Source organism: Ralstonia sp. R-29, assembly GCF_049913345.1.
Taxonomy (GTDB): domain Bacteria; phylum Pseudomonadota; class Gammaproteobacteria; order Burkholderiales; family Burkholderiaceae; genus Ralstonia.
The window spans coordinates 2,366,470-2,390,503 of sequence record NZ_CP184377.1; the positions used below are offsets into that span (position 1 = coordinate 2,366,470).

23 protein-coding genes and 1 tRNA gene are annotated in these 24,034 nt (G+C 65.7%); 20 read left to right on the forward strand and 4 right to left on the reverse strand.

The features are described 5' to 3' along the window. Positions 1-37 precede the first annotated feature (37 nt). The 10 genes from ACN9M1_RS11140 to ACN9M1_RS11185 all read left to right on the forward strand — a co-directional run bounded on the left by ACN9M1_RS11140 (position 38) and on the right by ACN9M1_RS11185 (position 9,145). Positions 38-1,258, forward strand: coding sequence for a CaiB/BaiF CoA transferase family protein (locus ACN9M1_RS11140; RefSeq protein WP_426394360.1), 1,221 nt, complete (start codon positions 38-40; stop codon positions 1,256-1,258). A gap of 36 nt (positions 1,259-1,294) precedes the next feature. Further along, positions 1,295-1,747: a DUF2214 family protein gene (locus ACN9M1_RS11145; RefSeq protein WP_426394362.1), complete on the forward strand. Its 453-nt coding sequence runs from the start codon at positions 1,295-1,297 to the stop codon at positions 1,745-1,747. A 113-nt stretch (positions 1,748-1,860) separates the two neighbouring features. After that, the gene (locus ACN9M1_RS11150) at positions 1,861-2,280 is read left to right on the forward strand and encodes a tripartite tricarboxylate transporter TctB family protein (protein WP_426398852.1); all 420 of its coding nucleotides are present in this window, start codon (positions 1,861-1,863) and stop codon (positions 2,278-2,280) included. Between the two features lie 10 nt (positions 2,281-2,290). Beyond that, positions 2,291-3,793: a tripartite tricarboxylate transporter permease gene (locus tag ACN9M1_RS11155; RefSeq protein WP_426394364.1), complete on the forward strand. Its 1,503-nt coding sequence runs from the start codon at positions 2,291-2,293 to the stop codon at positions 3,791-3,793. 184 nt (positions 3,794-3,977) lie between these two features. Then, entirely contained in the window at positions 3,978-4,964 is a 987-nt protein-coding gene (locus ACN9M1_RS11160; RefSeq protein ID WP_426394366.1) for a lipase family alpha/beta hydrolase, read from the forward strand. A 34-nt stretch (positions 4,965-4,998) separates the two neighbouring features. Further along, positions 4,999-6,030: a lipase secretion chaperone gene (locus ACN9M1_RS11165; protein ID WP_426394368.1), complete on the forward strand. Its 1,032-nt coding sequence runs from the start codon at positions 4,999-5,001 to the stop codon at positions 6,028-6,030. A gap of 63 nt (positions 6,031-6,093) precedes the next feature. Then, on the forward strand, positions 6,094-7,836 hold the full coding sequence (locus tag ACN9M1_RS11170) for a glutamine--tRNA ligase/YqeY domain fusion protein (RefSeq protein WP_426394370.1): 1,743 nt from the start codon (positions 6,094-6,096) through the stop codon (positions 7,834-7,836). A 41-nt stretch (positions 7,837-7,877) separates the two neighbouring features. Beyond that, complete coding sequence (locus ACN9M1_RS11175; protein ID WP_426394372.1) at positions 7,878-8,450, forward strand: YceI family protein; 573 nt, start codon at positions 7,878-7,880, stop codon at positions 8,448-8,450. 16 nt (positions 8,451-8,466) lie between these two features. Next, positions 8,467-8,688 carry an RNA-binding S4 domain-containing protein gene (locus ACN9M1_RS11180; protein WP_426394374.1) on the forward strand — a complete coding sequence of 74 codons (222 nt, stop codon included), beginning with the start codon at positions 8,467-8,469 and terminating at the stop codon, positions 8,686-8,688. A gap of 73 nt (positions 8,689-8,761) precedes the next feature. After that, positions 8,762-9,145: an MAPEG family protein gene (locus tag ACN9M1_RS11185; protein WP_426394376.1), complete on the forward strand. Its 384-nt coding sequence runs from the start codon at positions 8,762-8,764 to the stop codon at positions 9,143-9,145. Between the two features lie 66 nt (positions 9,146-9,211). Here the strand turns inward: ACN9M1_RS11185 and ACN9M1_RS11190 are convergent, their stop codons facing one another. Together ACN9M1_RS11190 and ACN9M1_RS11195 are read right to left on the reverse strand one after the other, a co-directional pair. After that, positions 9,212-10,534: a DUF3999 domain-containing protein gene (locus tag ACN9M1_RS11190; protein ID WP_426394377.1), complete on the reverse strand. Its 1,323-nt coding sequence runs from the start codon at positions 10,532-10,534 to the stop codon at positions 9,212-9,214. Further along, a complete protein-coding gene (locus tag ACN9M1_RS11195) occupies positions 10,531-13,380 on the reverse strand; it encodes a DUF2339 domain-containing protein (RefSeq protein ID WP_426394379.1) in 2,850 nt (949 codons plus the stop codon). The genes ACN9M1_RS11190 and ACN9M1_RS11195 overlap by 4 nt, the downstream gene beginning before the upstream one ends. A 226-nt stretch (positions 13,381-13,606) precedes the next feature. Here ACN9M1_RS11195 and ACN9M1_RS11200 point away from each other — a divergent pair, with 226 nt between their 5' ends. The 5 genes from ACN9M1_RS11200 to ACN9M1_RS11220 all read left to right on the forward strand — a co-directional run bounded on the left by ACN9M1_RS11200 (position 13,607) and on the right by ACN9M1_RS11220 (position 16,364). Continuing rightward, complete coding sequence (locus ACN9M1_RS11200; RefSeq protein ID WP_426394381.1) at positions 13,607-14,155, forward strand: YaeQ family protein; 549 nt, start codon at positions 13,607-13,609, stop codon at positions 14,153-14,155. A gap of 38 nt (positions 14,156-14,193) precedes the next feature. Further along, positions 14,194-14,553 (forward strand): FKBP-type peptidyl-prolyl cis-trans isomerase, encoded by a 360-nt coding sequence (locus ACN9M1_RS11205; RefSeq protein WP_426394382.1) that lies wholly within the window; start codon positions 14,194-14,196, stop codon positions 14,551-14,553. 66 nt (positions 14,554-14,619) lie between these two features. Continuing rightward, a tRNA-Cys gene (locus ACN9M1_RS11210) sits at positions 14,620-14,695 on the forward strand. Positions 14,696-14,830: 135 nt separating this feature from the next. Beyond that, positions 14,831-15,562: a gamma-glutamylcyclotransferase gene (locus tag ACN9M1_RS11215; protein ID WP_426394384.1), complete on the forward strand. Its 732-nt coding sequence runs from the start codon at positions 14,831-14,833 to the stop codon at positions 15,560-15,562. Positions 15,563-15,575: 13 nt separating this feature from the next. Next, positions 15,576-16,364: an ankyrin repeat domain-containing protein gene (locus ACN9M1_RS11220; RefSeq protein ID WP_426394386.1), complete on the forward strand. Its 789-nt coding sequence runs from the start codon at positions 15,576-15,578 to the stop codon at positions 16,362-16,364. 27 nt (positions 16,365-16,391) lie between these two features. Here ACN9M1_RS11220 and ACN9M1_RS11225 read toward each other — a convergent pair whose 3' ends face one another. After that, positions 16,392-18,098 (reverse strand): long-chain fatty acid--CoA ligase, encoded by a 1,707-nt coding sequence (locus tag ACN9M1_RS11225; protein ID WP_426394387.1) that lies wholly within the window; start codon positions 18,096-18,098, stop codon positions 16,392-16,394. Positions 18,099-18,286: 188 nt separating this feature from the next. Here ACN9M1_RS11225 and trxA point away from each other — a divergent pair, with 188 nt between their 5' ends. From trxA to ACN9M1_RS11245, 4 genes are all read left to right on the forward strand, one after another. After that, positions 18,287-19,132 (forward strand): thioredoxin, encoded by an 846-nt coding sequence (gene trxA / locus ACN9M1_RS11230; protein ID WP_426394389.1) that lies wholly within the window; start codon positions 18,287-18,289, stop codon positions 19,130-19,132. Positions 19,133-19,140: 8 nt separating this feature from the next. Further along, positions 19,141-19,806, forward strand: a complete 666-nt coding sequence (locus ACN9M1_RS11235; protein ID WP_426394391.1) for a DsbA family protein — start codon at positions 19,141-19,143, stop codon at positions 19,804-19,806. A gap of 89 nt (positions 19,807-19,895) precedes the next feature. Further along, entirely contained in the window at positions 19,896-20,312 is a 417-nt protein-coding gene (locus ACN9M1_RS11240; RefSeq protein ID WP_426394392.1) for a bacteriohemerythrin, read from the forward strand. 93 nt (positions 20,313-20,405) lie between these two features. Further along, a complete protein-coding gene (locus ACN9M1_RS11245) occupies positions 20,406-20,729 on the forward strand; it encodes a thioredoxin family protein (RefSeq protein ID WP_426394394.1) in 324 nt (107 codons plus the stop codon). Positions 20,730-20,762: 33 nt separating this feature from the next. On the opposite strand, the gene tcdA is transcribed toward ACN9M1_RS11245, so the two are convergent. After that, a complete protein-coding gene (tcdA, locus tag ACN9M1_RS11250) occupies positions 20,763-21,665 on the reverse strand; it encodes a tRNA cyclic N6-threonylcarbamoyladenosine(37) synthase TcdA (RefSeq protein WP_426394396.1) in 903 nt (300 codons plus the stop codon). Positions 21,666-21,745: 80 nt separating this feature from the next. Here tcdA and ACN9M1_RS11255 point away from each other — a divergent pair, with 80 nt between their 5' ends. Further along, positions 21,746-24,031, forward strand: coding sequence for an AsmA family protein (locus tag ACN9M1_RS11255; RefSeq protein WP_426394398.1), 2,286 nt, complete (start codon positions 21,746-21,748; stop codon positions 24,029-24,031). Positions 24,032-24,034 lie beyond the last annotated feature (3 nt).

A 24,034-nucleotide genomic window follows, 5' to 3' on the forward strand; every position in this document is an offset into this window, starting at 1 on the left:
AGAGTGCACCCGTTCCGATTGTGCAGATTCGTTATCCATGGGCGCTCTCAGCCATCTCCGTGTTCTCGATCTCACGCGCGTGCTCGCCGGCCCGTGGTGCGCGCAGAACCTCGCCGATTTCGGCGCCGACGTCATCAAGGTGGAACGCCCCGGCGCCGGCGACGACACCCGCACCTGGGGCCCGCCGTGGCTCAAAGACGAAGCCGGGCAAGACACCGCCGAAGCCGCCTATTACCTGGCCGCCAACCGCAACAAGCGCTCGATCACCGTCGACATCAGCACGCCCGAGGGCCAGGACATCGTCCGCAAGCTCGCCGCGCATGCCGATGTGGTGCTGGAGAACTACAAGGTCGGCCAGCTCAAGAAGTATGGGCTCGACTATGAATCGCTAAAGGCCGTCAAACCGGACCTGATCTACTGCTCCATCACCGGTTTCGGCCAGACCGGCCCTTACGCCGCGCGCGCCGGCTACGACTTCATCGTGCAAGGCATGGGCGGCTTCATGAGCCTGACCGGCGAGCGCGACGACCTGCCCGGCGGCGGCCCGCAGAAGGCCGGCGTCGCCATCTCGGATCTGATGACCGGCATGTATTCCACGGTCGCCGTGCTGGCCGCACTCGCGCACCGGGACCGCACCGGCGAAGGCCAATACATCGACATGGCGCTGCTTGACGTGCAGGTCGCCATGCTGGCCAACATGAACACCAACTACCTGGCGAGCGGCCAGGCACCCAAGCGCTGGGGCAACGCGCATCCGAACATCGTGCCGTACCAGACGTTCCAGGCATCGAATGGCTGGATCATCGTCGCAGTGGGCAATGACGGGCAGTTCCGTCGCTTTGTCGATGCCGGCGGCATGCCCGAACTGGCCGACGATTCGCGTTTCGCCACCAACCCGCAGCGCGTGGCCAACCGCGATGTGCTGGTGCCGATCCTGGCCGAGATGGTCAAGCGCTTCAGCAAGGGCGAATGGATCGACAAGCTCGAAGCCGCCGGCGTGCCCTGCGGCCCGATCAACGATCTCCACGAGGTGTTCGACAACGAACAGGTGCAAGCACGCGGCCTGCGCGTCGACCTGCCCCACCCGAGTGCCGGCACCGTCAAGCTGGTCGGCAGCCCAGTGAAGATGAGCGCCACGCCGCCCAAGGCTGCCAGCCACCCGCCGCTGCTTGGCGAACATACGGAAGCCGTGCTGCGCGACGTGCTCGACCTGAACGCCGAACAGATCGAAGCGCTGCGCACGCGCGGCGTGATCTGAACCCGCCAACCCTTCCCCCACCCCTACGAGGTCAACATGTGGCTTGATGCGTTGCTGGCTTACCTGCATTACATCTCGATCTTCACGCTGATCGTCTTCCTCACCGCCGAGGCCGTGGTGCTGCGCCCCGGCATGACGCCTGAAATCCGCCAACGTTTGGTGCGCTATGACGCGGTGTACGGCTTTGCTGCGCTGGCGGTACTCGTCACCGGCGGGCTGCGCCTGGCCTATGGCGCCAAGGGCTATGGGTTCTATCTTCACAACCCGGTGTTCCACGTCAAAGTCGGCTTGTTCATCCTGGTGGGGCTGCTGTCGATCATGCCGACAGTGACGATCCTGCGCTGGAAGAAGCAGGCCAAGACGCTGCCCGACTTCGTGCCCCCGCCCTCGGAAATCGCCAAGACGCGCCGCTGGGTGATGATCGAATCGCACCTGATCGTCTTCATTCCGCTGGCAGCGGTGTTGATGGCGCGCGGGATTGGGTTGTAATGCGCGGGTTGTAATGCGCGGAATGTAATTCGCGCCCCAGGAGAACCGTTTTGCAGAACGCGCCACACAACCGCCCCCTCATCCGCAGCCATCAGGACTTTGCGTCCGGCCTGATGTTCATCGTCGCGGGCGCGGCGTTTGCCATCCTGGCGCGCAACTACCGCATGGGCACGGCCAGCAGCATGGGCCCCGGCTACTTTCCGTTCTGGCTGGGCCTCGTGCTGGTGCTGCTGGGCGTGGTCGTGCTGGTGCAATCGCTGTCGCGCAAGGGCGTGGCGGATCGCATTCCGCGTTTGGATGTGAAGACGCTGCTGTGGATTCTCGGCTCGGTGGTGCTATTCGGGCTGTTGCTGCAGCCGCTCGGGCTGGTGCTCTCGGTGGTGGCGCTGGTGGTGGTCTCCAGCCTGGCGAGCCACGAGTTCGGCTGGCGCGGGGCCCTGGCGACTGCGGGTGTCATGGTGCTCATCGGCTGGGGCACGTTCGTGTGGCTGCTGAATCTGCAGATTCCGCTCTGGCCCGCCTTCATCGGTTAAGGCGCACGCGATGGATCTCTTTGCCAATCTTGCGCTGGGCTTCTCCACGGCGCTGTCCCTGCAGAACCTGATCTACGCGCTGATCGGCTGCATCTTCGGTACGTTGATCGGCGTGTTGCCGGGCATCGGCCCCATCGCGACCATCGCGATGCTGCTGCCGACCACCTACGCCCTGCCGCCCGTGGCCGCGCTCATCATGCTGGCCGGCATTTACTACGGCGCCCAGTACGGCGGGTCCACCACGGCCATCCTGGTCAACCTGCCAGGGGAATCGTCGTCCGTGGTCACCACCATCGATGGCTATCAGATGGCGCGTCGGGGCCGTGCTGGCGTGGCGCTGGCCACCGCGGGCCTCGGCTCGTTCTTCGCGGGCTGCGTCGCCACGGTCATCCTGGCGGCGTTCGCCAAGCCGCTGTCGGAACTCGCCTTCCACTTTGGCGCGGCGGAGTACTTCTCGCTCATGGTGCTGGGCCTGGTTGGCGCGGTCGTGCTGGCCTCGGGGTCGTTGCCCAAGGCGCTGGCGATGATCGTGCTGGGCGTATTGCTGGGTCTGGTTGGCACCGACGTCAACTCAGGCGTAGCGCGCTATTCGTTTGACGTGCCGGAGCTGGCGGATGGGTTGAGCTTTGTCTCCGTGGCGATGGGCCTGTTCGGCTTTGCCGAGATCATCGTCAACCTGGAGCAGAAGGAGCACCGCGAAACCTTCGTCAACCATGTGCGCAATCTCTGGCCCAGCCGCGAAGACTTCCGGCGCATGATCCCAGCCGTGCTGCGCGGTACGGCGCTGGGCTCGGCCCTGGGCATCCTGCCGGGTGGCGGCGCCACGCTGGCGTCGTTCGCGTCGTATTCGCTGGAAAAGAAGGCGTCGAAATACGCCCACGAATTCGGCAAGGGCGCCATTGAAGGTGTGGCCGGCCCGGAGTCCGCCAACAACGCGGCGGCGCAGACCTCGTTCATCCCGCTGCTCACGCTGGGCATTCCGCCCAACGCGGTGATGGCGCTGATGGTGAGCGCCATGACCATCCACAACATCCAGCCCGGCCCGCAGGTGATGACCAGCAACCCGGCGCTGTTCTGGGGGCTCGTTGCTTCCATGTGGATCGGCAACCTGATGCTGATCGTGCTGAACCTGCCGATGATCGGCATGTGGGTGCGGCTGCTGAAGGTGCCCTATCGCTTTCTGTATCCGGCCATCCTGGTGTTCTGCTGCATTGGCGTGTATTCGGTCTCGAACACCACGTTCGACGTGTTTCAAACGGCGCTCTTCGGGCTGATCGGCTACGTGTTCGTGAAGCTGCGCTGCGAGCCCGCGCCGATGCTGCTCGGCTTTGTGCTCGGCCCGATGATGGAAGAGAACTTCCGCCGCGCGCTGCAGTTTTCGCGCGGGGATTTCTCGACGTTCGTTACGCGGCCGCTGTCGCTAGGGCTGTTGATAGCGGCGGCGGTCCTGATGCTGCTCGTGGTGTTGCCGGCCATCCGAAAAAAGCGCGAGGAGGCGTTCCACGAAGAGTAAGACCTTGCTGCGTCGCACACCAATCAACCGGAGGCTTGCCCTCCGGTTTTGCTTTGCGCACGCGGCGTTGCAGCATTAGAGCCTAACTTCCACTTCGGTTGACGCCCGATGCGTCGCTTCGGATAACGGAGGGCGATCGACCCACAGAGGTCGACCATCCATCCAATGTCCAGGAGACAACCGAATGTCAGACACTTCCGTGGTCCGCGCGGTGCGCGGCTTTTTGCGCACGCACGCGGCCGCCGCCATCTTAGCCACGTCCGCCCTCGCCTTGGGCGCGGTCGCGCCGGCCCAGGCCGCCAGCACCTATGCCGCCACCCAGTATCCGATCGTGCTGGTGCATGGCCTGTCGGGCACCAGCAAGTTCCTCGGCGTGGTGGACTACTGGTATCAGATCCCCGAAGACCTGCGCGCCAACGGTGCCAACGTCTACGTGGCCGATGTGTCTGCCTTCAACGATGAAACCGTGCGCGGCGAGCAGCTCATCAGCCAGATCCGCACCGTGCTGGCCACCACCGGCGCGGCCAAGGTCAACCTGATCGGGCACAGCCAGGGTGGGCTGACCTCGCGCTATGCAGCGGCCGTGGTGCCGAACCTCGTGGCTTCTGTCACCACCATCGGCACCCCGCACAAGGGCTCGGAGTTTGCGGACTTTGTGGAGAGCACACCGCAGCCGTTCCAGGCGCTGGTGAGCCTGGGCGCGGACATCTTCGGCTCGGTGCTCGGCTGGTTCAACGGTGCCAGCAACCCGCAGGACGGCTTTGCCGCACTGCATGTCCTGTCGACGGCGGGGGCGGCCGATTTCAACAAGGCGTTCCCGAGTGCGGGCCTGGCCAGCGGCTGCAATACCGGCAGCGGCACTGACGTGCGCAACGGCAACGTGCAAAAACTGTATTCGTGGACGGGCCGCTCCACCGCCACCAACCTCCTCGACGTGTTCGACCCCGTGCTGGTGTTCAGCGGCGGCGTCATGCAGGCGCGCGGCTCGGGCACCAACGATGGGCTGGTCTCGGTATGCAGCGCGAAGTTCGGGCAGGTGCTGTCGACCGACTACGCGTGGAACCATCTGGACGAGGTGAACCAGTTGCTTGGCCTGATCGGCTGGGGCGCAGCGGACCCGGTGGCCGTCATCCGCACGCAGGCCAATCGGTTGAAGCAAGCCGGCCTATAAGCGCCCCGCCGCCATGAAGACCCGCGCGTCGCCCATGCAACCCATGACGTTCATCGCTGCGGTGCTGGTCGCCATGGCGGCGGCGGGCGGCGTCTTCTGGTGGCACGTGTCAGGCAGTGCACCGGCGCCCACGGCAGAGGCGCCCGCCTCCGCCCGCGGCGCCTCCATCGGCAGTGTCGGCGCCACGCAACCGGCGGCCACGGCGGCGGCGCCGGAACTGGCCGACACGCAGGCGCCCGACGGCTTGCACGTCGATGCGCGTGGCCACCTCGTCATCGAAGCCGCCAACCGCGCGGTGTTCGATTACTTCCTTGACGTGCCGGCTTCGCTGTCTGAAGCGCAGCGCATGTCGATGGCCGAAGCGCATTTGCGCGCAAAACTGGTATCGCCCGCGCTGGACGAGGCGCAATCGCTGCTGCAACGCTATCTCGCGTATCGCAAAGCACTGGCCGCACAAGGCGATGTGGAACGCAGCAAGCCGACCCTCTCGCAGCTTCGGCAACGCCCGGAGATGATCGCCACGCTGCGTCAACAGCTCGCCACCCGCGCCGCGCTGCGTCGCCAGGTCCTCGGCATGGAAGTCGCCCAAGCCTGGTACGGCGATGCGGATGCGGTGGACGCTGCCGAGCTCGAACGTCTGGCCGTGATGACCGATACATCGCTCACCCCAGACCAGCGCGCTGCCCGCATCGCGGCCATCGACGCCAACCTGCCCCCGGCCGTGCAGCAAGCCCGCCGCGACGCCTCCGCCCCGGCCAAGCTCGCCAACGACATGGACGCCTGGCTCAAACAGGGCCTGAGCGATGCGCAGATCCGCCAGCGGCTGTCCGCCCAGGGCGTGGACGCCGTGGTGGCCGACCGCCTGATCCAGGGCAACCGCGAAGAAGCCGACTGGCGCGCCCGCTACGACGCCTACGCCCGCGAACGCGACCGCATCAACGCCTTTACTGGCCTGTCGGCCGCCGACCGCGCCGCCCAGATCGCCCAGTTGCGCCAGCAGACCTTCACCGCCCCGAATGAGCTGTTGCGCGCACAAGCGCTGGACGGTCTGGCCCAGCGTCGATAGGCCACCACAGGCGCCGACCGCCGGGCACGGTAAAATCCCGGGATTGCCGAATCACGCACTCCCATGAGCCAAGACAACGCTACCGGGGCGAACGCCGCCCCCACGTCCAACTTCCTGCGCCAGATCATTGATGGCGACCTCGCACAAGGCACCTACGCCAACCGCAAGGACGCCGCCGGCCAGCCGATTCCGCCCGTCGTCACGCGCTTCCCGCCCGAGCCCAACGGCTACCTGCACATCGGCCACGCCAAGAGCATCTGGGTGAACTTCGGCATGGCCAAGGACTACAACGGCCGCTGCCACCTGCGCTTTGACGACACCAACCCCGTCAAGGAAGACACCGAATACGTCAACTCCATCATCGACGCCGTGCACTGGCTCGGCTATTCGTGGAGCGACGAAGGCGGCGAGCACCTCTACTACGCCAGCGACTACTTCGAGCAGCTCTACGGCTTTGCCGAAGTGCTGATCCAGCGCGGCGTGGCCTACGTCGACAGCCAGAGCGCCGAGCAGATCGCCGCCAACCGTGGTGACTTCACCCGGCCTGGCACGCCGTCGCCGTATCGCGACCGCTCGGTGGACGAGAACCTCGCGTTGTTCCGCGACATGCGCGCCGGCAAGTACAAGGACGGCGAGCTCGTCCTGCGTGCCAAGATCGACATGGCTGCGCCGAACATCGTGATGCGCGATCCGGTGCTGTACCGCATTCGCCACGCGCATCACCACCGCACCGGCGACGCATGGTGCATCTACCCGATGTACGACTTCACGCATTGCATTTCGGATGCGCTGGAGAACATCACGCATTCGCTGTGCACGCTGGAGTTCGAAAACAACCGCCCGCTGTATGACTGGGTGCTCGACCACCTGCGCGATGCCGGCGCCCTGCCCGCAACGCTGCCGCATCAGTACGAATTCGCGCGTCTACACCTGACCTACGCCATCACCAGCAAGCGCAAGCTACTGCAACTGGTAAATGAAAAGCGCGTCGACGGCTGGGACGACCCGCGCATGCCGACGCTGGTGGGCATCCGCCGCCGCGGCTACACGCCGGAATCGATCCAACTGTTCTGCGAGCGCGTGGGCGTGTCGAAGGCCGACAGCTGGATCGACATGAGCATCCTGGAAGGCGCCGTGCGCGACGACCTCGATGCGCGTGCGCCGCGCTCGGTGGCTGTGCTGGACCCGGTCAAGCTCGTGCTCGACAACGTGCCGGCAGATTTCAACGAGCCGTGCTCCGCCCCCGTGCACCCGAAGCAACCGGAACTGGGCCGCCGCGAATTCCCGCTCACGCGTGAGCTATGGATCGAGCGCGAAGACTTTACCGAGACGCCGCCCAAGGGCTACTTCCGCCTCTTCCCGGGCAACAAGGTGCGCCTGCGCTACGGCTATGTGATCGAGTGCACCAGCTGCGATAAGGATGCCGACGGCAACATCACCGCCGTGCACGCCAACATCATCCCGGACACGAAGAGTGGCACGCCGGGTGCTGACAGCGTGAAGGTGAAGGGCAACATCCATTGGGTGAGCGCTGCACACGCACTGGAAGCCGAAGTGCGCCTGTACGACCGCCTGTTCAGCGACCCGCAGCCGGACTCGGGCGACAAGAACTTCCTGGATGCCCTGAACCCGGACTCCAAGAAGATCGTGAAGGCCTACCTGGAGCCCACGCTGGCAACGGCCAAGCCGGAAGACCGCTTCCAGTTCGAGCGCCACGGCTACTTCGTCGCCGACCGTATCGACTCGCAACCGGGCAAGCCCGTGTTCAACCGCGTGGTCGGCCTGAAGGACAGCTGGGGTAAGTAAGCACAGGCCCATGCGCGCGTGGGCCTCATCAAGGAGGCACCATGCGTGCATGGATTCTATTGCTGGCGGGCGCACTCACCGCGTCCGCCCTCCCCGCCGTGGCCGCGCCATTTGCGCCGGACTTGACGCACACATCCGTCTACTTTGGCGCATCGCATTTCGATCGCACCACAGTGCGTGGCCGCTTCGACAAGATCGACGGCGCCATCGATTTCAATGAAGCCAGCAGCCAAGGCGGCCTCGATTTCACCGTCGATGCCGCTTCCATCAACACGCGCCTGCGGGTGCTGGATGGCGTGCTGAAATCCGAGCAATTTCTCGATGCGGCGCAGTTTCCCATCATCCGCCTGCGTAGCGACCGCTTTGTCGTGGAAGGCGGCAAGCTCGTCGCCATCGAGGCCAAGCTGACGCTGCATGGCGTGACGCAACCTGTGCGCCTGGACGTGCGCCGCTTCAGCTGCGGCGACGAGAAAATGCCCGGCAGCACGCGCCACGTGTGCGGCGGCGACTTCCATCTCGCCATTGCCCGCAGCGCCTTTGGCATGACGCGCTTCCTGCCTGAGGTGGGCGACCGCGTCGACCTCGACATCAGCGTGGAAGCCACGCCTCAATAAGCTACGTAGTTCATTTATGCCCAATATCGATTTCGCCCTGACCACCGACTACATCGAGCTGCACAAGCTGCTCAAGCTCACTGGCGTGGTGGATAGCGGCGGCGCCGGCAAGGCGGTCGTTGCCGATGGCGCCGTTACCGTCGACGGCGAACCGGAGCTGCGCAAGACCGCCAAGATCCGCTCGGGCCAGGTGGTCATGCTGGGCGATATCCGCATCGCCGTGCACGGGGCCGAGTAGCGTTTGGGGGAGTGTTTGAACGCGCGGCCTGTGCTACGGTTCGGCACCCAGACTCTCGCCTAGGAAACTGACTATGCCGATCGCCCTCTGGTGCGTTCTGATTGCCGCCGTGCTGCCCTATGTTTGCATGGGTATCGCGCGTGCTTCGGGGCCGAAGCGCGACAACCATAACCCGCGCGAATGGTCGGCCAACCTGACCGGCCTCGCCCGACGCGCCAATGGTGCCCACAGCAACCACCTCGAGGTGTTCCCGTTCTTTGCGGTGGCGGTGCTAGTGGCCATTCTGGGCGGCAGCCCGGTGGATCGCGTCAACTGGCTGGCCATCGGCTTCGTGGCCGCGCGGGCGGTGTACACGGTCTGCTATCTGGCGGACTGGCCGCCGCTGCGCTCGGCGGTGTGGACGGTCGGGTTCGCCATCACCATCGCACTCTTTGTGCAGCCGGCGTTCGTGCATTGATACGACGTCTCACTCAAAAAAAAAACGGCGCTCTGGTGGCGCCGTTTTTTTTTGAGCTTCCCTGCTTCAGTGCGATGTGTCTGCCGGCGGTGCTGACGCCCTGAACAATCGCCACGCCATGCCGCCCAGCACGGCCACTGCAGCCAGCAGCGCGCCCCACAGCACCCATTGGCGTGTCCGGCCGCCTGGCGGTTCTGCCGTGAGCGCATCCGCCGGGGAGTCGCTCATCGTGCCGAGTTGTGCGGGCGCGACCGCCGGGGACGCGCCGGCAAGCAAGTCCGCCCGCGCGATCGGGCTGCTGCGCGCCACCTCCCCCACCGCCAGCACGAAGGGCACATTACCGCGCGCCGCGTACGTCACGGTGGCGGGGCGCCAGCCGATCGACAGTTGCGGCGCGCCGGCTCCCAGGCCACCGGCACGCGTGTCGACCTGCAAGCGCCAGTAGCGCTCGCCGCTGGCGGGCACGACGATGGCCGCGTTTTCCTGCTCGCCTTGACTACCGGCACCGGCCAAACGGAACAAGCGCGCAGACGTCACCGGCCGCCAGGGTGCCTGCGCATCGGCACGCGCATACACGGTGGCCTGCGCGACGGTGTTGGGCTGCGGCAGGCGGATCTTCAAGCGTTCAACGGGGAACACGCCCCCGGTGTCGAATTGATAGTCGCCCGCAGCCGGCGTCTGTACCGGCGCCAGACCGGTGCGCCACTGGATCGCGCTATCGGCGGCCAATGCGGGCGCGCCCGCAGCCAGCTCTGCACGCACGCTTTCGGGCGCGGGCGGCTTGCCTTGCCACGTCAGACGCAGGTACTTCGCGTGCAAGCCGGTGAACTCGATGCGGTCCTGCACGAGCAGGCTGCCCTGGTTGGATAGCCGAAACAACGTCGCTTGGGCGACGGGGCTCCAGTGTTGCAAGTCATCGCTGGCTTGCACGGTCACGCCGCTCTGGTACTCAGCCGTCGGCAGGCCGACCACCAGCGCCGTCACCGTATCGCGGAGCTGGCTCAAATCCACCAGCCACGCGCGCGCAGCGGCCTGTGCGGGCGCAGCACCCGTCGCGCGCAGCACGCCATCGGGGCCGAGTACCACACCGGCGGCGGTCGGCTGCTGCGCATCGTCGATGGGCGTGGTGAACCAGTGCACGTCTTGCAGCGTGCGGGCCTGCGGCGCCGGGTCACGCGGGATATCGATGGTGAATGGCACAGGCTCGCCGTCGCCATTCAGGATGCGCAAGTCCGCCAGGCTGGCCTCGTGCGCATGGGCGTAGACGTCTTCATTGAGCGTGACGGCGTAGTACGCAGCACCGGGCGTGCCCGTCAACGCAAAGCGCTCAGCCCAGGCCGGCGCGCAAAGCAACGACGCCGCGGCCATCGCTAAAACAAGCTTCTTCACACAACCTCCTTGGATTCGCTCTCGGTCTCTGCCTCGCCCTGGGACTTGGGCGGCAGCGGCGACAGGTAGCCGATCAACAGCAACAGCACGCCAATGGCGATGAACGAAACAATGCGTTCGACGCCGGTCACGCGCGACAGGTCGAACAGGAACAACTTGACCACCGTCACGCCCAGCAATGCGCCGCCCGTGAACCACAGCGCGCGGCTCGCACGCCGCGTGGCGACCACCATCACCGCCAGCGCCAGCACCGTCCAGAACATCGACAGCGACGCCTGCACCAGCATCGAGTCACCCAGGTCATCGAGCGTGTACGGCACGTGCGCCCAGTGGTGCAGCGTGCGCAGCAACACGGCATTGGCCCAGATGAACAGCGTCGCGCCGATTGCGTAGCCGATCACCATGGGCTCCGGCACGAGCTTCTGCAACGCCACGCGGCGCATCCACAGCGCGATGGAGAGGAACACCAGCAGCTGCGCCACATCCAGCGGATTGAGGATCGGCAGGTAGAACAGCGGTGCGGCATTGCCGTCGCTGCCCGCACTCGCCAAGCTCCACAGCCACAGCAGCGCGGCCAGCGGGGCTGCGCCCCACAAGAGATAAGCGCGCTCAAAACGAGCAATCGGCCAGCGGATGCGCCAGCCCACCCCGGCCAACAGTGCGAGCAGCGCGCCATACGCATAGGCCCACGCGGCGAAGCTCCACGTGCCTTCGGGCACGTAGGCATCCAGGCGCCAGTAGCCCTCGGTGGCCAGCACGCCGCAGATCAGCCAGAACAGCACGGTGTGCAGCGGCGCCAGGATGGCATCTTTCACATCGGACTCTTGGCGACGCAGCAGCACGAAGGCCAGCACGATCGATGCAATCCACACCAACCCGCCCCAGCCGGCCAGCGGCGACGGACGCCAGTGCTCGATTGCCGCAAGCGCGACCAAGGCGAGCACTGGCGACAACGCCAAAGCGGGCCACTCCGCCAGCGCCCAATCGAGCTTGCGACGCAGGGCGTGCGCTGCCCACGCCGTCAGCACGGCAAACGCGGCGTACAGCGGAATGTCGGGCCGGTCGACTGCCTTGGTGGCGGCACGCCAGGCCCAGCGGTCAATCTCTGCACTGCCACTGCCGAGCCACCACAGCAAACCCCACACGGCGGCCGCGATGCCCAGGACCGGCGCAGCTTTCAGCCAAGCGCGGGCCTCGGCCTTACCGTGCAGCCGCCAGCCACTGAACACGCCCGCCAGCGCGATGAGCAACCCGCCGATATAGCGGCTGTTCAGAACCACCCAGCCGCCGGCCGGCGCCCAATCGAACACCGCATCGACAGCAAAGGCCACCCCCGCCGCCAACTGCAGCAGCAAGCCCGCCGCCAGCGCCACACGACGCTGTTGGCGCACACCCAGCCACACCACGGCGGCGCCTTCCAACGCCCACACGGCGCTGGTGGTGCGGCCGTCGAAGGCAAGCGGAATCGCCAGCGTGATGAAGATCACGCCCAGCGCGAACATCGATTCGTACAGCAGGCCAAGGCTTGCGCGCCTGGGCGTCAGCCACGCCGCGATCGCCAGATAGAACGCGGCCAGCGCCGCAGCACTCCAGGCCACGGCGAATGGAATGTGGTGCACCAGCCCGGCCTGCAACCCCATCGCCACCAGCGGTGTGCCGAACACCAACGTGCCATCCACGTAGTGCTTGAGGCTGACGTGACGACGCAGCGCATACAGCAGCGCAATCCCCACATACATCAGGAAGAACAGGATGAGGAACGGCTCGGTGCTGGCCAGCAGCGCGGGCTGATAGCGCAACACGCCCCACGCGGTGGCAATGCCAAACGTGAAGACGAAGCCGAGCAGATTCAGCGCCCGCCACGCGCGGAACCACGCAATGGCGAAGATGCCCGCATTGAGCAGCGCGTAATAGCTGAACAGCGCCACATGGCTGCCCTGCCCCGTGGAGATCAGGATCGGCGCGAGAAAGCCGCCCGCACTGCCGGTGAACGCCAATGCCGGTGCGTTCTGCTTGACCGCCAGGCCTGCTGCCAACGCGCAGATCAGCACCAGCAGCGGAAACGCCATCCCCGGCGAAAGCAACGGCACCATGCGCGTGGCCGCAAACACCGTCAGATACAGCACGCCGACCCCGCCACCCTGCAGCACAAGCGCGTAGCCGGGGCGCTTCTCGCGCAGGCGCCACCCGATGCCCAGCAGCACAATGGCCCCGACCGCCACACCCGCCAGGCGAAATTCCACCGGCAGCAGGCTGTTGTCCGCCGCGTACTTGAGCAGGAAGGCCACGCCGAAGAACAAGATCAGGATGCCGACCCGCACCACGCTGTTGCCGCCCAGCAGCCAGTCGCGGGCGGCACCCACCGCGCGCTCGACCCAGTCGGGCTCATACGGTTCCAACACCGGGGCTGCCGTCGGCTGCGGAACTGGCTGTGGAGTGGGCTGCGGAACCGCCACGGGCGCGGTCGGCACCGATACCGCAGGCGCTTCCACCGCGGGCAACGCCTCCACCACAGCCGGCGCTGGCTCGGCGGCCTCCTCCACAGGGGCCGGCGCAGCAAACGCTCCGCCCCTGATTTCTGCGATCTGCCAGCGCAGCAGCGACACCTCGTGCTCCAGCCGCGCCACGCGTTCCTGCATCGTGGCGGTTCCCGGCACAGTTGCCGAAGCTTGCTCGGCAGTCTCACCCCCGGTGGGCGGGCTGGCCCATTGCGAACTGGCCCGCTTGTCCATATGCAAGATCAGCGAAGCCAGTCCGACACCGATCAGCGCCCCAAAAAACGCGCCGACAACGCCACCGCCCAGGGCCCCGATCACGAGACCCACGATTCCGAATATCCAACGCATCGTTCTGATTGTCCTGTTGGGATAGGAAAGAGTCGTGCATACCCCCTGCGCTTCCGGCGACCCGACATGGCCGGAAACGCATGCACCGCTTGCGTATACCGCAAACGGGGGCCATTGGGAATGCACCAAACTGCAGAGCGTCATGACAAACGCGTCATCCGCCCGTGCGACAATGCGCGCTTTGCCGAAAACGGCCCTTCTGCCGGCCAACCAGCCGACCACCCGCATGGCCCTGAAATCCACGATCTACAAGGTCGATCTGCAGATCGCCGACATGGATCGCCACTACTACGCCAGCCACGCGCTGACCGTCGCCCGCCACCCCAGCGAGAACGACGAACGCATGATGGTGCGCGTGCTCGCCTTTGCCCGCCACGCCAGCGAATCGCTCGCTTTCACGCGCGGCCTGTCCGAGCCTGATGAACCCGAACTCTGGCAGCGCGACCTGACCGACGCCATCGAGCTGTGGATCGACCTCGGCAACCCCGACGAAACCCGCATCCGCAAGGCCAGCAACCGCGCCGAGCAGGTCGCCGTGTATACGTATAGCGGCAACGCCAGCCGCGTGTGGTGGCAACAGACCGAGACCAAGATCACACGCTTTGCCAACGTGTCGGTGTACGAAGTGGCGGCGGACACCGTCGCCGCGCTGGCCGCCATGGTGGAACGCACCATGCGTCTGCAAGTCACCATCCAGGACGGCGACATCTGGATCGCCAACGACGCGGACAACGTCCACGTCCAGCTCGAAACGCTCAAGGCCGCACAAGCCTGAGTTTGTCTCTCACCCCGTCATTACCCACGAGGCTCACCATGACCATCGAAACCACTGCAAGCGGTCTGCAATATGAAGACGTCGTCGTCGGCGACGGCGCCGAGGCCACGGCCGGCCGGTACGTCACCGTGCATTACACCGGCTGGCTGTATGACAACGACTCGGGCGAAGTCGGCAAGAAATTCGACTCCAGCAAGGACCGCAACGACCCGTTCGCCTTCCACTTGGGCGGCGGCATGGTCATCAAGGGCTGGGATGAAGGCGTGCAAGGCATGAAGGTCGGCGGCACGCGCAAGCTGATCATCCCGGCGGCCCTGGGTTACGGCGCACGCGGCGCCGGCGGCGTGATCCCCCCGAACGCAACATTGCTTTTCGAAGTCGATCTGCTGGAAGTCTGATCCTGCGCTAGAATCCGCACCCGGCTTGCGATACGTCACACGATGCGTCGCAAGCCCCCCTCCCCTGGCGGGGTGGCAGAGTGGTCAATGCTGCGGCTTGCAAAGCCGTATAAGACGGTTCAATTCCGTTCCCCCGCCTCCAAGTTTCCGGCTGCACAGACTCCACCGTTGCGGCCGCGCCATAGTCAGACGCCCCCAAGCCTCGCAACGCACTGTTTCCGCGCCATCGGCCGCCTGCCCGCGTGACCACTCGTAACGATTGCTCTATGCTTGCGACATGGCCGTCACCCGAGAGGATCTCGAACAGAACCGGTTGCGCGCCGCCCTGGGTGATTCGCCCGTCGCGTCGTCGTTGCTGACCGAGGCTGCGCTGGAAGCGTCGCTTGCATCGACGCTCGCGCGGTTGTCGGCTGCGCCCTGCGAGTGCCAGGACGCCTGGGTGTTCGGCTACGGCTCGCTCATCTGGAACCCGATGATTTTCCACACCGAGGCGGCCCCCGCCACGGTGCACGGGTATCACCGCGGCTTCTACCTTTACTCCCGCATCAATCGTGGCACCTGGGACAACCCGGGGCTGGTGCTCGGCCTGGACCGTGGCGGCAGTTGCCGGGGCGTGGCCTTTCGCGTGCCGCGCGAGCATGCCGAGCATGAATTCCGCGTGCTGTGGCGCCGCGAGATGCTGACCGGCGCCTACCTGCCGCGCTGGCTGCCGACCGAGATCAACGGGCGCCGCGTCTACGCGCTGGCCTTCGTCATGAACCGCGCGCACGAGGCCTATGCCGGCCGCCTGCCCGACGAACGCGTGGTCGGCTGCCTGCGCGAGGCCGTCGGGCTATACGGCCCGGCACGTGAATATCTGCAGCGCACGCTGATCGGGCTGGCCAGCAACGGGCTGCACGATGCGTACCTAGACCGTCTGTGGACACGGCTGCAAGCCATGGACGCCGCCAACGCGCCTTCCGCTGCAACGGACAACGCGCCGCTGCCCGATCCCTACCTGAGCGCCTGAGCGCGCGCCCACCATGCTCCTCGCCCCGCATCCTGCGATCAACCAGCTCATCGGCGTCATGCTCGGGCTGGCGCTGGCCGTGGGCGACATGGCCAACGCGTGGCAGGAGCAACATCTGCCGATACTGCGTGTGGCGGCGGGCTCCAGTGCCAAAGCCAGCCCTGGCGCAGCGCCTGTTACGCAGCCAAGCCACCGAAGCAACCCCGCCACGCGCGACCGCGACCTCATCGTGGCCGCGCAGACCGGCAACACCATGGCCATCCAGGCGCTGCTGGCCGATGGCGCCAACCTCAAAGCGCGCGATGCCGACGGCCGCACCGCGCTGATCGCCGCCGTGGCCGCGCACATGGGTGCCGCCGCGCGCCTGCTGATCCAGGCTGGCGCCGACGTCAACCTGCAGGACAACGCGCAGAACAGCGCCTTCCTGCTCGCCGCCGCCCAAGGCGATGCGGAAACCGTACGCCTGGCGCTCTCCCACGGCGCCAACGTGCGCGCCACCAACGCCGATGGCGACACCGCGCTCATCCCCGCCGCACACCGCGGCTATGTGGAAGTCGTGAACGAACTCGTCAAAGCCGGCGTGCCACCCGATGCGACCAACAACCTGGGCCTGACCGCCCTGATCGAAGCCGTGGCCCTGGGCGACGGCAGCGAGAAGTACGAGAAGACCGTGCAACTGCTGCTCGACGGCGGCGCCGACCCCAACCTGCCCGACCGAGGCGGCATGACGCCGATGCGGCATGCGCGCCAACGCGGTTTCCACGGCATCGGCGCGCTGCTTTTCAAAGCGCGCGGACATTGAAAAAGGGGCCACTCGGGCCCCTTTCTCTTATGCGGCTGCCGGCTTCTCGGCGGCTTCGTTCCTGGCGTTTTCCTGCTCCTGCAGAGTGCGCCACATCACCTTGCCCGTACCGGACTTGGGCAGCGCATCCACGAACTCCACCACGCGCGGGTACTTGTAGGCGGCCATGTTGTCGCGCGCCCAGTGGATGATGTCGTCTTCCGTGGTCTTGCCCTTGGCATGCGCCTTGAGCACGACCACCGCCTTGACCGACTCGCCGCGATACGCATCGCGCGTGCCGATGATGCAGGCCTCCTGCACGTCCGGGTGTTTGTACAGCAGGCTCTCCACCTCGGCTGGCCACACCTTGAAGCCCGACGCGTTGATCATGCGTTTCAGGCGGTCCGTGAGGAAGAAGTAGCCGTCTTCGTCCATCTTGCCGAGGTCGCCGGTGCGGAAGAACTGCTTGCCCTCGAACTCGATGAAGACCTCGGCGCTGGCTTGCGGCTTGCCCCAGTAGCCCAGAAACACCTGCGGGCCGCTGACGATGATCTCACCCACCTCGCCAATCGGCAGCTCCTGCAGCGTCTGCGGATCGACGATGCGCGCATCGGTGTTGAACACGGGAATGCCCAGGCACTGCTGCTTCGCCCGGTCGGCCGGGTTGCTGTGCGTGGGTGCGATCGTTTCCGACAGGCCGTAGCCTTCCTGATAGGCCAGGTTGAAATCCTTCAACAAGCGCTCTGCCACGGCCTGCGGCATCGCCGCGCCACCGCCGCCGATGTAGGTCAGGCTCGACAGGTCGAACTCCGCCAACTGGGGGCTCGCCAGGAAGTCGATCACCATGGTCGGGATGTTCGTCCAGTGCGTGATCTTGTAGCGCGAGATCAGCCGCCCGGCAACTTCACGATCCCAACGGGGCAACATCACTACGGTAGAGCCCATGTAGATCGGCGCGTTCATGCCGTACTGCATGCCGGTCACATGGAACAGCGGGATGATCGACAGGCTCACGCCCTCCATCGTCCCCCCCGACCACAACGACCCACCGACAATGTTGTGCATGACGGTGCGGTGCGGATGCATGCAGCCCTTCGGGAACCCGGTGGTGCCGGAGGTGTAGGGCATCACGGCCAGATCGTCGGGCCCCGCCGTATGCGGGCCGGGTTGCAGGCGCTGGGCCAGCACGCCCTTCCACGCCACCGCACCGGGCTGGGCTGGATGCTCTGCTGTGATCCACGCAGGCGGCGCGTCTTCCGGGTATTCATAGGTAGCCGGCAGTGCGTCGGCGTAAGACGTGACCAGCAGATGCTTCGTGCGCTGCGCTTCGGGCAGATCGGCGTTGGCGGCCGTCACGTTGACAGCCAGGTCGGCGCTGCAAATGACCGTGGCCGCGCCCGCATCGGTGATGTAGTGCTTGAACTCTTCCGGCCGGTTCATCGGGTTGACCGGCACGACGACCGCGTCGGCGCGCAGGATGCCGTAATACGCGGCCATGAACTGCGGGCAGTTCTGCATGTACAGCAGCACACGGTCGCCCTTCTGCACGCCGGCCACTTGCTGCAGCCAGCCCGCCACGGCCAGTGCATCGTCGTGTAGCTCGCGGAAGGTCGTGTGCCGACCGTAGAAGATGATCGCGTCCTTGTCCGGATAGCGTCGGGCAGACACTTCCAGGTTGTACCAAAGGCTCGTTTGCGGCGAGTGGATGTTGTGCGGCAAACGCCGGGGCCAGAACTGGAAGTGCGGTCGTGTCATGCCATGTCTCCGTGAATCTGTCTGTTGTTTTTACCGGATGGTATCCGAACGATCGTTCTATTTTCAACCGTTGTCAGGACAGTTATTTCGGCGGGCATGAAAACGGCCGCGGATGCCCCCAAGTAGAATGGGACAAGACCGCGCCGGCATGCACTGCCGGCGGCTTTTTTCCTAGGAGAAACCCGACGATGAGCGACGTCACCTCGCAAGATTTCGCGCAGGAAGTGATCGAAACCTCTCGCCAAGTCCCCGTGCTGGTGGATTTTTGGGCGCCCTGGTGTGGCCCATGCCGCACGCTGGGCCCGATGCTGGAAAAACTCGAAACCGAATATGCCGGCAAGTGGAAGCTCGCCAAGGTCAACTCGGATGACAACCCCGAGCTTTCCGCGCAGTTCCATGTACGCAGCATTCCGTACGTGGTGGCATTTGTGGATGGCAAGCCGGTCGACCAGTTCGTGGGCGTGCTGCCCGAGGGGCAGCTCCGCGCATTCCTGGACCGCGTGATTCCGCAGCCGGCGGACATCGCCTACCGTCAGGGGCTGGCGGCGCAGCAAGCGGGCGCAATCGAAGACGCATGCGAGGCATTCCAGAACGCCCTGGCGCTGGATCCGGGCTTGGATGCTGCGCGCTTTGCGTTGGCCCACCTGCTGTTGGACAGTGGCGACGTGCGGGCCGCGCAAGGCGAGTTCGCACTGCTGTCGCCCAAGGCCCCGCAGGACGAACGCTACGCCCCGCTGCAAACCCGCCTGAACGCCTCCGAACGCGCCGACGCGCTACCCGACGCCGACGCCCTGCGCTCGCTGGTGGAAGCCGAACCGGACAACCTGCAGGCCCGCCTGGACCTGGCCCAGCAGTACATCGCCAGCCAGCAATACGAAGCCGCACTCGAACAGCTCCTCGCCATCGTGGAGCGTGACCGCACCTTCCGCGATGACATCGCGCGCAAGACCATGGTGTCGGTGTTCGACATGATGCGCGACATGCCGCAAGCGGTGTCGCACTGGCGTCGGCAACTCGCCTCCAAACTGAACTGAGAACGACGATGCGCTTGATCTACGTTGCCGACCCAATGTGCTCTTGGTGCTACGGCTTCGGCCCGCAGCTTGCAGATTTGCGTCAGCGCTTGAGCGATACGCTCGGCGCGCCGGTGCCCGTGACGCTCATCACGGGCGGCCTGCGCCCCGGCCAGCGCGAGCCCCTGGCCGCCGACAAGCGCGATGAAATCCTGCACCACTGGCACGCCGTGGCCGAACGCAGCGGCATGCCGTTCGACCAGTCGCCCGACGTGGCCATGCGCCGCGAGGGCTTTGTCTACGACACCGAGCCTGCGTGCCGCGCCACCGTGCTTGCACGCGAGCATTGGGGTGAAGACGACGAGCGCGTGCTCACCCTCTTCCACGCCATCCAGCACGCGTTCTACGCAGAGGGCCGCGACACCACGCAGGCCGACGTGTTGCGCGAAGTCGCCCTCGCTCACGGTGTGGAAGCAGCACACTTCGATGCGACGTTCGACACGGAAGCGCTGCGCAACGAAACCCGCGAAGACTTCCGCCTGTCGCGTCGCTGGGGCATCAACGGCTTTCCCAGCCTGCTGGCTGAACAAGGCGGCACGCTGTATCAGATCGGGCGCGGCTATGCGCCGTCTGCGGCGCTCTATGCGCGCGCCGTGGAAGTGCTACAGCAGCATCCCGCGCCGAGTGCCGGCTGATCCCGACTGATCCGTTTGCCCCGCATCAAACCGGGGCGAGCCGGCCGTCGCTAAGCTGGCAGCCTCGTCCACCTCATTCTCGCCCCGCCATGCCCGTGATCGAATGGTCCGAGGCGCTCCAGCTCGGAGACGCCGCCACTGACGCCAACCACGCTGAGTTCTGCGCGCTGCTCAACGCCGTGGCCGACGCGTCAGACGACAACTTCATCGCCGAGCTCGATGCCTTTATCGCGCACACCGACGTGCACTTTGCCGACGAGAACGGCTGGATGGACGCCGTGGAATTTCCCCCGCGCCATTGCCATCGTGGCGAACACGAGAACGTGCTGGCGCTCTGCCGCGAAGTGCGCAAGCGCGCCGCTGCAGGTGAAATGGAACTAGGCCGCCGCCTGGTGGCAGAACTGCCCGCGTGGTTCGCCCAGCATGTGGATGTGATGGACCGGATGATGACGACGTACTTGGCCCAGATTGGCAACCCCGTGGGCAACATCGCGCACGTCGAATAAGCGCGGGTTGTCGATCGGGCTGGCCCTGCCTAGAGTCAGAGTGGCCCTGCCCGCAGGCCTTCGTTGCGCGGGCGCCCCCCAGTAGGAGTGCCCATGAAGATCGTCAACGATGCCTCATTTCAATCCGACGTGATCGATGCCTCGCAAAGCAAGCCCGTGGTGGTGTGCTTTGCCGCGGAGTGGAGCCACCCGAGCCAGTGCGCAGTCGCCAGTCTCGAAAAAATGGAATCGAGCTACGCGGGGCGCGCCACCTTCGTCACGATGGATTTTGACGAGAACCAGGGCACGGCAGACCGGTACGGCGTGTCCGTCATGCCGGCGTTTGTGGTCTTCGATCACAAGCAGCCGCGCGAGGAATGGTCGAGGGTCTACGCCGACAAGATTCGCGAGAAGCTGGACCAGTTCATCCCGCGATAACGCGCGGAGCCGAGTTGTTACGCGCGTGGTTTGTTACACGGCGGCGATCGCGCGCAGCGCCGTGGACGCTGCCACCATCCCGAACACTGCCGTTACGCACACGGATGACCCGAAGCCCGCGCAAGCCAAGCCCTGCGGCCCTTGCGTGGGTTGCGGCGCCGGCGGGGCGTTGACCACTTCGATCTCACCCGCCGCAGCCAGGTCGTCGATGCCGGCGTGGCTCGACTCGACGGGCAGCGCAACGGCGCAGGCCTGCTGCTCCGGTTCCGGGTAACGCAGCGGCTCATCCGAGAACACAGCATCGATACCGAACTTGGCTTTCGGGTTTTTCGAGAAGCCGTGCTGACGGCGCAGATTGCCGCGCACCTTGGCGAGCAGCGGGTCTTGAATCGTGCGCGCGAGATCGGTCACGCGAATGCGCGTCGGGTCCAGTTGCCCGCCGGCAGCGCCGCATGTCACCACGCGCTTGCCGGTGTGCTTGCAGAACGCGAGGATGGCGGTCTTCACCTTCACCGCATCGATGGCGTCGATCACGTAGTCGAACGCGTGGCCGAGCAGTGCCTCGACGTTTTCCACCGTCACGAAGTCGTCAATGCGGCTGATCTCCGCGCGCGGATTGATCTGCAGGATGCGCTCAGCCATGGCATCGACCTTGGCCATGCCATAGGCGTCACCGAGCGCGTGGATTTGGCGGTTGGTGTTGGAGACGGCAATGTGATCGAGGTCGATCAGCGTCATCTTGCCGATACCGCAGCGCGCAAGTGCCTCAGCGACCCACGAGCCCACGCCGCCGATGCCGATCACGCAAACGTGCGCCGCCGCAAACCGCTCCAGCGCCTGCGGACCATAGAGGCGCGCGACACCGCCAAACCGGCGGGCGTATTCATCATCGAGGACGGGCGGATGCGCGGGCGCGCTGATTGCTACTTGGCTCATGACACAATGAAATCGTGGTTGCGCCGAACTATATAACAATGCGCGCAGTCCGATTTTGTGCTCATACCGACAAGAAAACGATGCGTACACCCGGCAAGCTCGCCCTCGGACTGGTCATCACACCCATCGTCATCGTGGCGGCGGCGGTCATCTTTGTGCTGACGTTCGACTGGAACCGCGCCAAGCCCTATCTGAACGATCGCGTCTCGCAAGCGCTCGGCCGCCCCTTCGCCATCAACGGCGACTTGATGCTCACGTGGAAGAAACCGCAGGGCGAATCGGGCTGGCGTGCGTTTGTGCCGTGGCCTCGGCTGATAGCCAACGACATCACGGTCGGCAACCCGGACTGGACCAAGCAGCCGCACGTGGCGACGATCCACCAACTCACATTTGTGCTGGAGGCGTTGCCGCTGCTGGCGCATCGCATCGTCATCCCCAGCGTGACGCTGGACACGCCCGCCATTGCGCTGGAGCGCGACAAGCAGAACCGCAACAACTGGACGTTCGACCTGACTGGCAATGAGGGCCCAGACAAGAAGCCGTCCGACTGGAAGCTGGAGCTGCAGGAAATCGCTTTCAGCAAGGGCGCGCTGGCGTTGGACGATGACATCAAGCGCATCCACCTGGCCGCCACCGTAGACACGGTGGATAACCAGACGCTGTACACCGCGGCCAACGGCACCGTCATCAAGAGCGACGAGCAACCTGCCCAGGTGCCTACCACTTCCGGCCCCACAGCCTCCAATGCGGCCGCCAAGGCGCCGGTCGCGCCTGATCCGCAGCAACCTTACGGCATCGCCTGGACGGTCAAGGGCACATACAACAACGCAGCTATCACCGGCAGTGGCAAGGCTGGCGGCGTGCTGCGCTTGCAGGATGCCGGCCGGCCCTACCCACTGCAGGCTGACGTGACCGTCGGCAAAACGCGCATTGACCTGGCGGGCACGCTCACCAACCCGGCTAGCCTAACCGCGCTGGACCTGCGCCTGCATCTCTCGGGCGCGAGCATGGCGCACCTGTATCCGCTGACCGGCGTGGTGTTGCCCGATACGCCGCCCTTCGACACACGCGGCCGCCTCATCGGCGAGCTGCGCAAACAGGGCTCAAGCTGGCGCTACGAGAAGTTCACTGGCCGCGTGGGCAGCTCCGACCTGAGCGGATCGCTCACCTTCGCGATGCGCGAGCCTCGCCCGCTGTTAACTGGCGAGCTGGTCTCGCACCAACTGCTGTTTACCGACTTGGCCCCGATCATCGGTGCGGACTCCAACGCCAGCAAGGCAAGACGTGCCGACCCCGGCGCGGAGGCCGACGAAAAGGCCGTGCGCCAGCCCGCCGACAAGGTACTGCCGGTCGAGCCCTTCCGCACCAACCGCTGGAACGCCATCGACGCCAACGTGAAGTTTACCGGCGAGCGCATCGTCCAAACCGCCGAGCTGCCAATCAACCACCTCGTCACGCACGTCAAGCTGCAGGACGCGGTGCTCACGCTCGACCCGCTCAACTTCGGCATTGCGGGCGGCACGCTTACCTCCAACATTCAACTCGACGGCCGCGCCACGCCGATGCAGGCGCGTGCAGCGCTGGCGGCGCGGCACTTCAAGCTCAAGCAGTTGTTCCCGAAGGCGGAAACGATGCGCGCCAGCGTGGGCGAGATCAACAGCGACGCGCGGCTGACCGCCACCGGCAACTCGGTGGCTGCGCTGCTCGGCGCGTCCAACGGCGAGATGAAGATCCTCGTCGAACAAGGCACGATCAGCAAGTTCCTCCTCGAAGCCATGGGGCTGAATGTGGGGAACGTGATCCTCACCAAGCTCTTCGGCGACAAGCAGGTCACCATCAACTGCGCGGCGGGCGACTTTGCCGTGAGCAACGGGCTGGCGCAGGCACGCACGTTTGTGGTGGACACGCAGGATGCCGTCATTGACGTGACGGGCGCGACGAGCTTCAAGCAAGAGGCGCTGGACTTCACCATCCACCCGGACTCGAAGGGGCTGCGCGTGTTGTCACTGCGCACGCCGCTGTATGTGAAGGGCACCTACAAGCATCCGGATGTGTCGATCAACCCGGCCGTGGTGGCGCTGCGTGCCGGTGGCGCCGTGGCGCTGGCGTTTGCCGCGCCGGTGGCAGCGGTGTTGCCGGTGCTGGAACTCAAGCCCGCACCGGACAGTGCTTGCGGCAAGCTGCTCGCCGACGTGCGGCAACGCCCCACCGCGCCGCCACCGGGCAAGACATATCGCAGCAGCAAGCCCGGGCGCACGCCGGAAGGCGATCTCAAAACAACGCAGCCTGCCCCGCCTTCTGCCTCTCCCGCCCCTACCGCGCGGCCGTCGCTTCCTGCGCGCGACTCGATGACGACCGGCGGTTGAGCA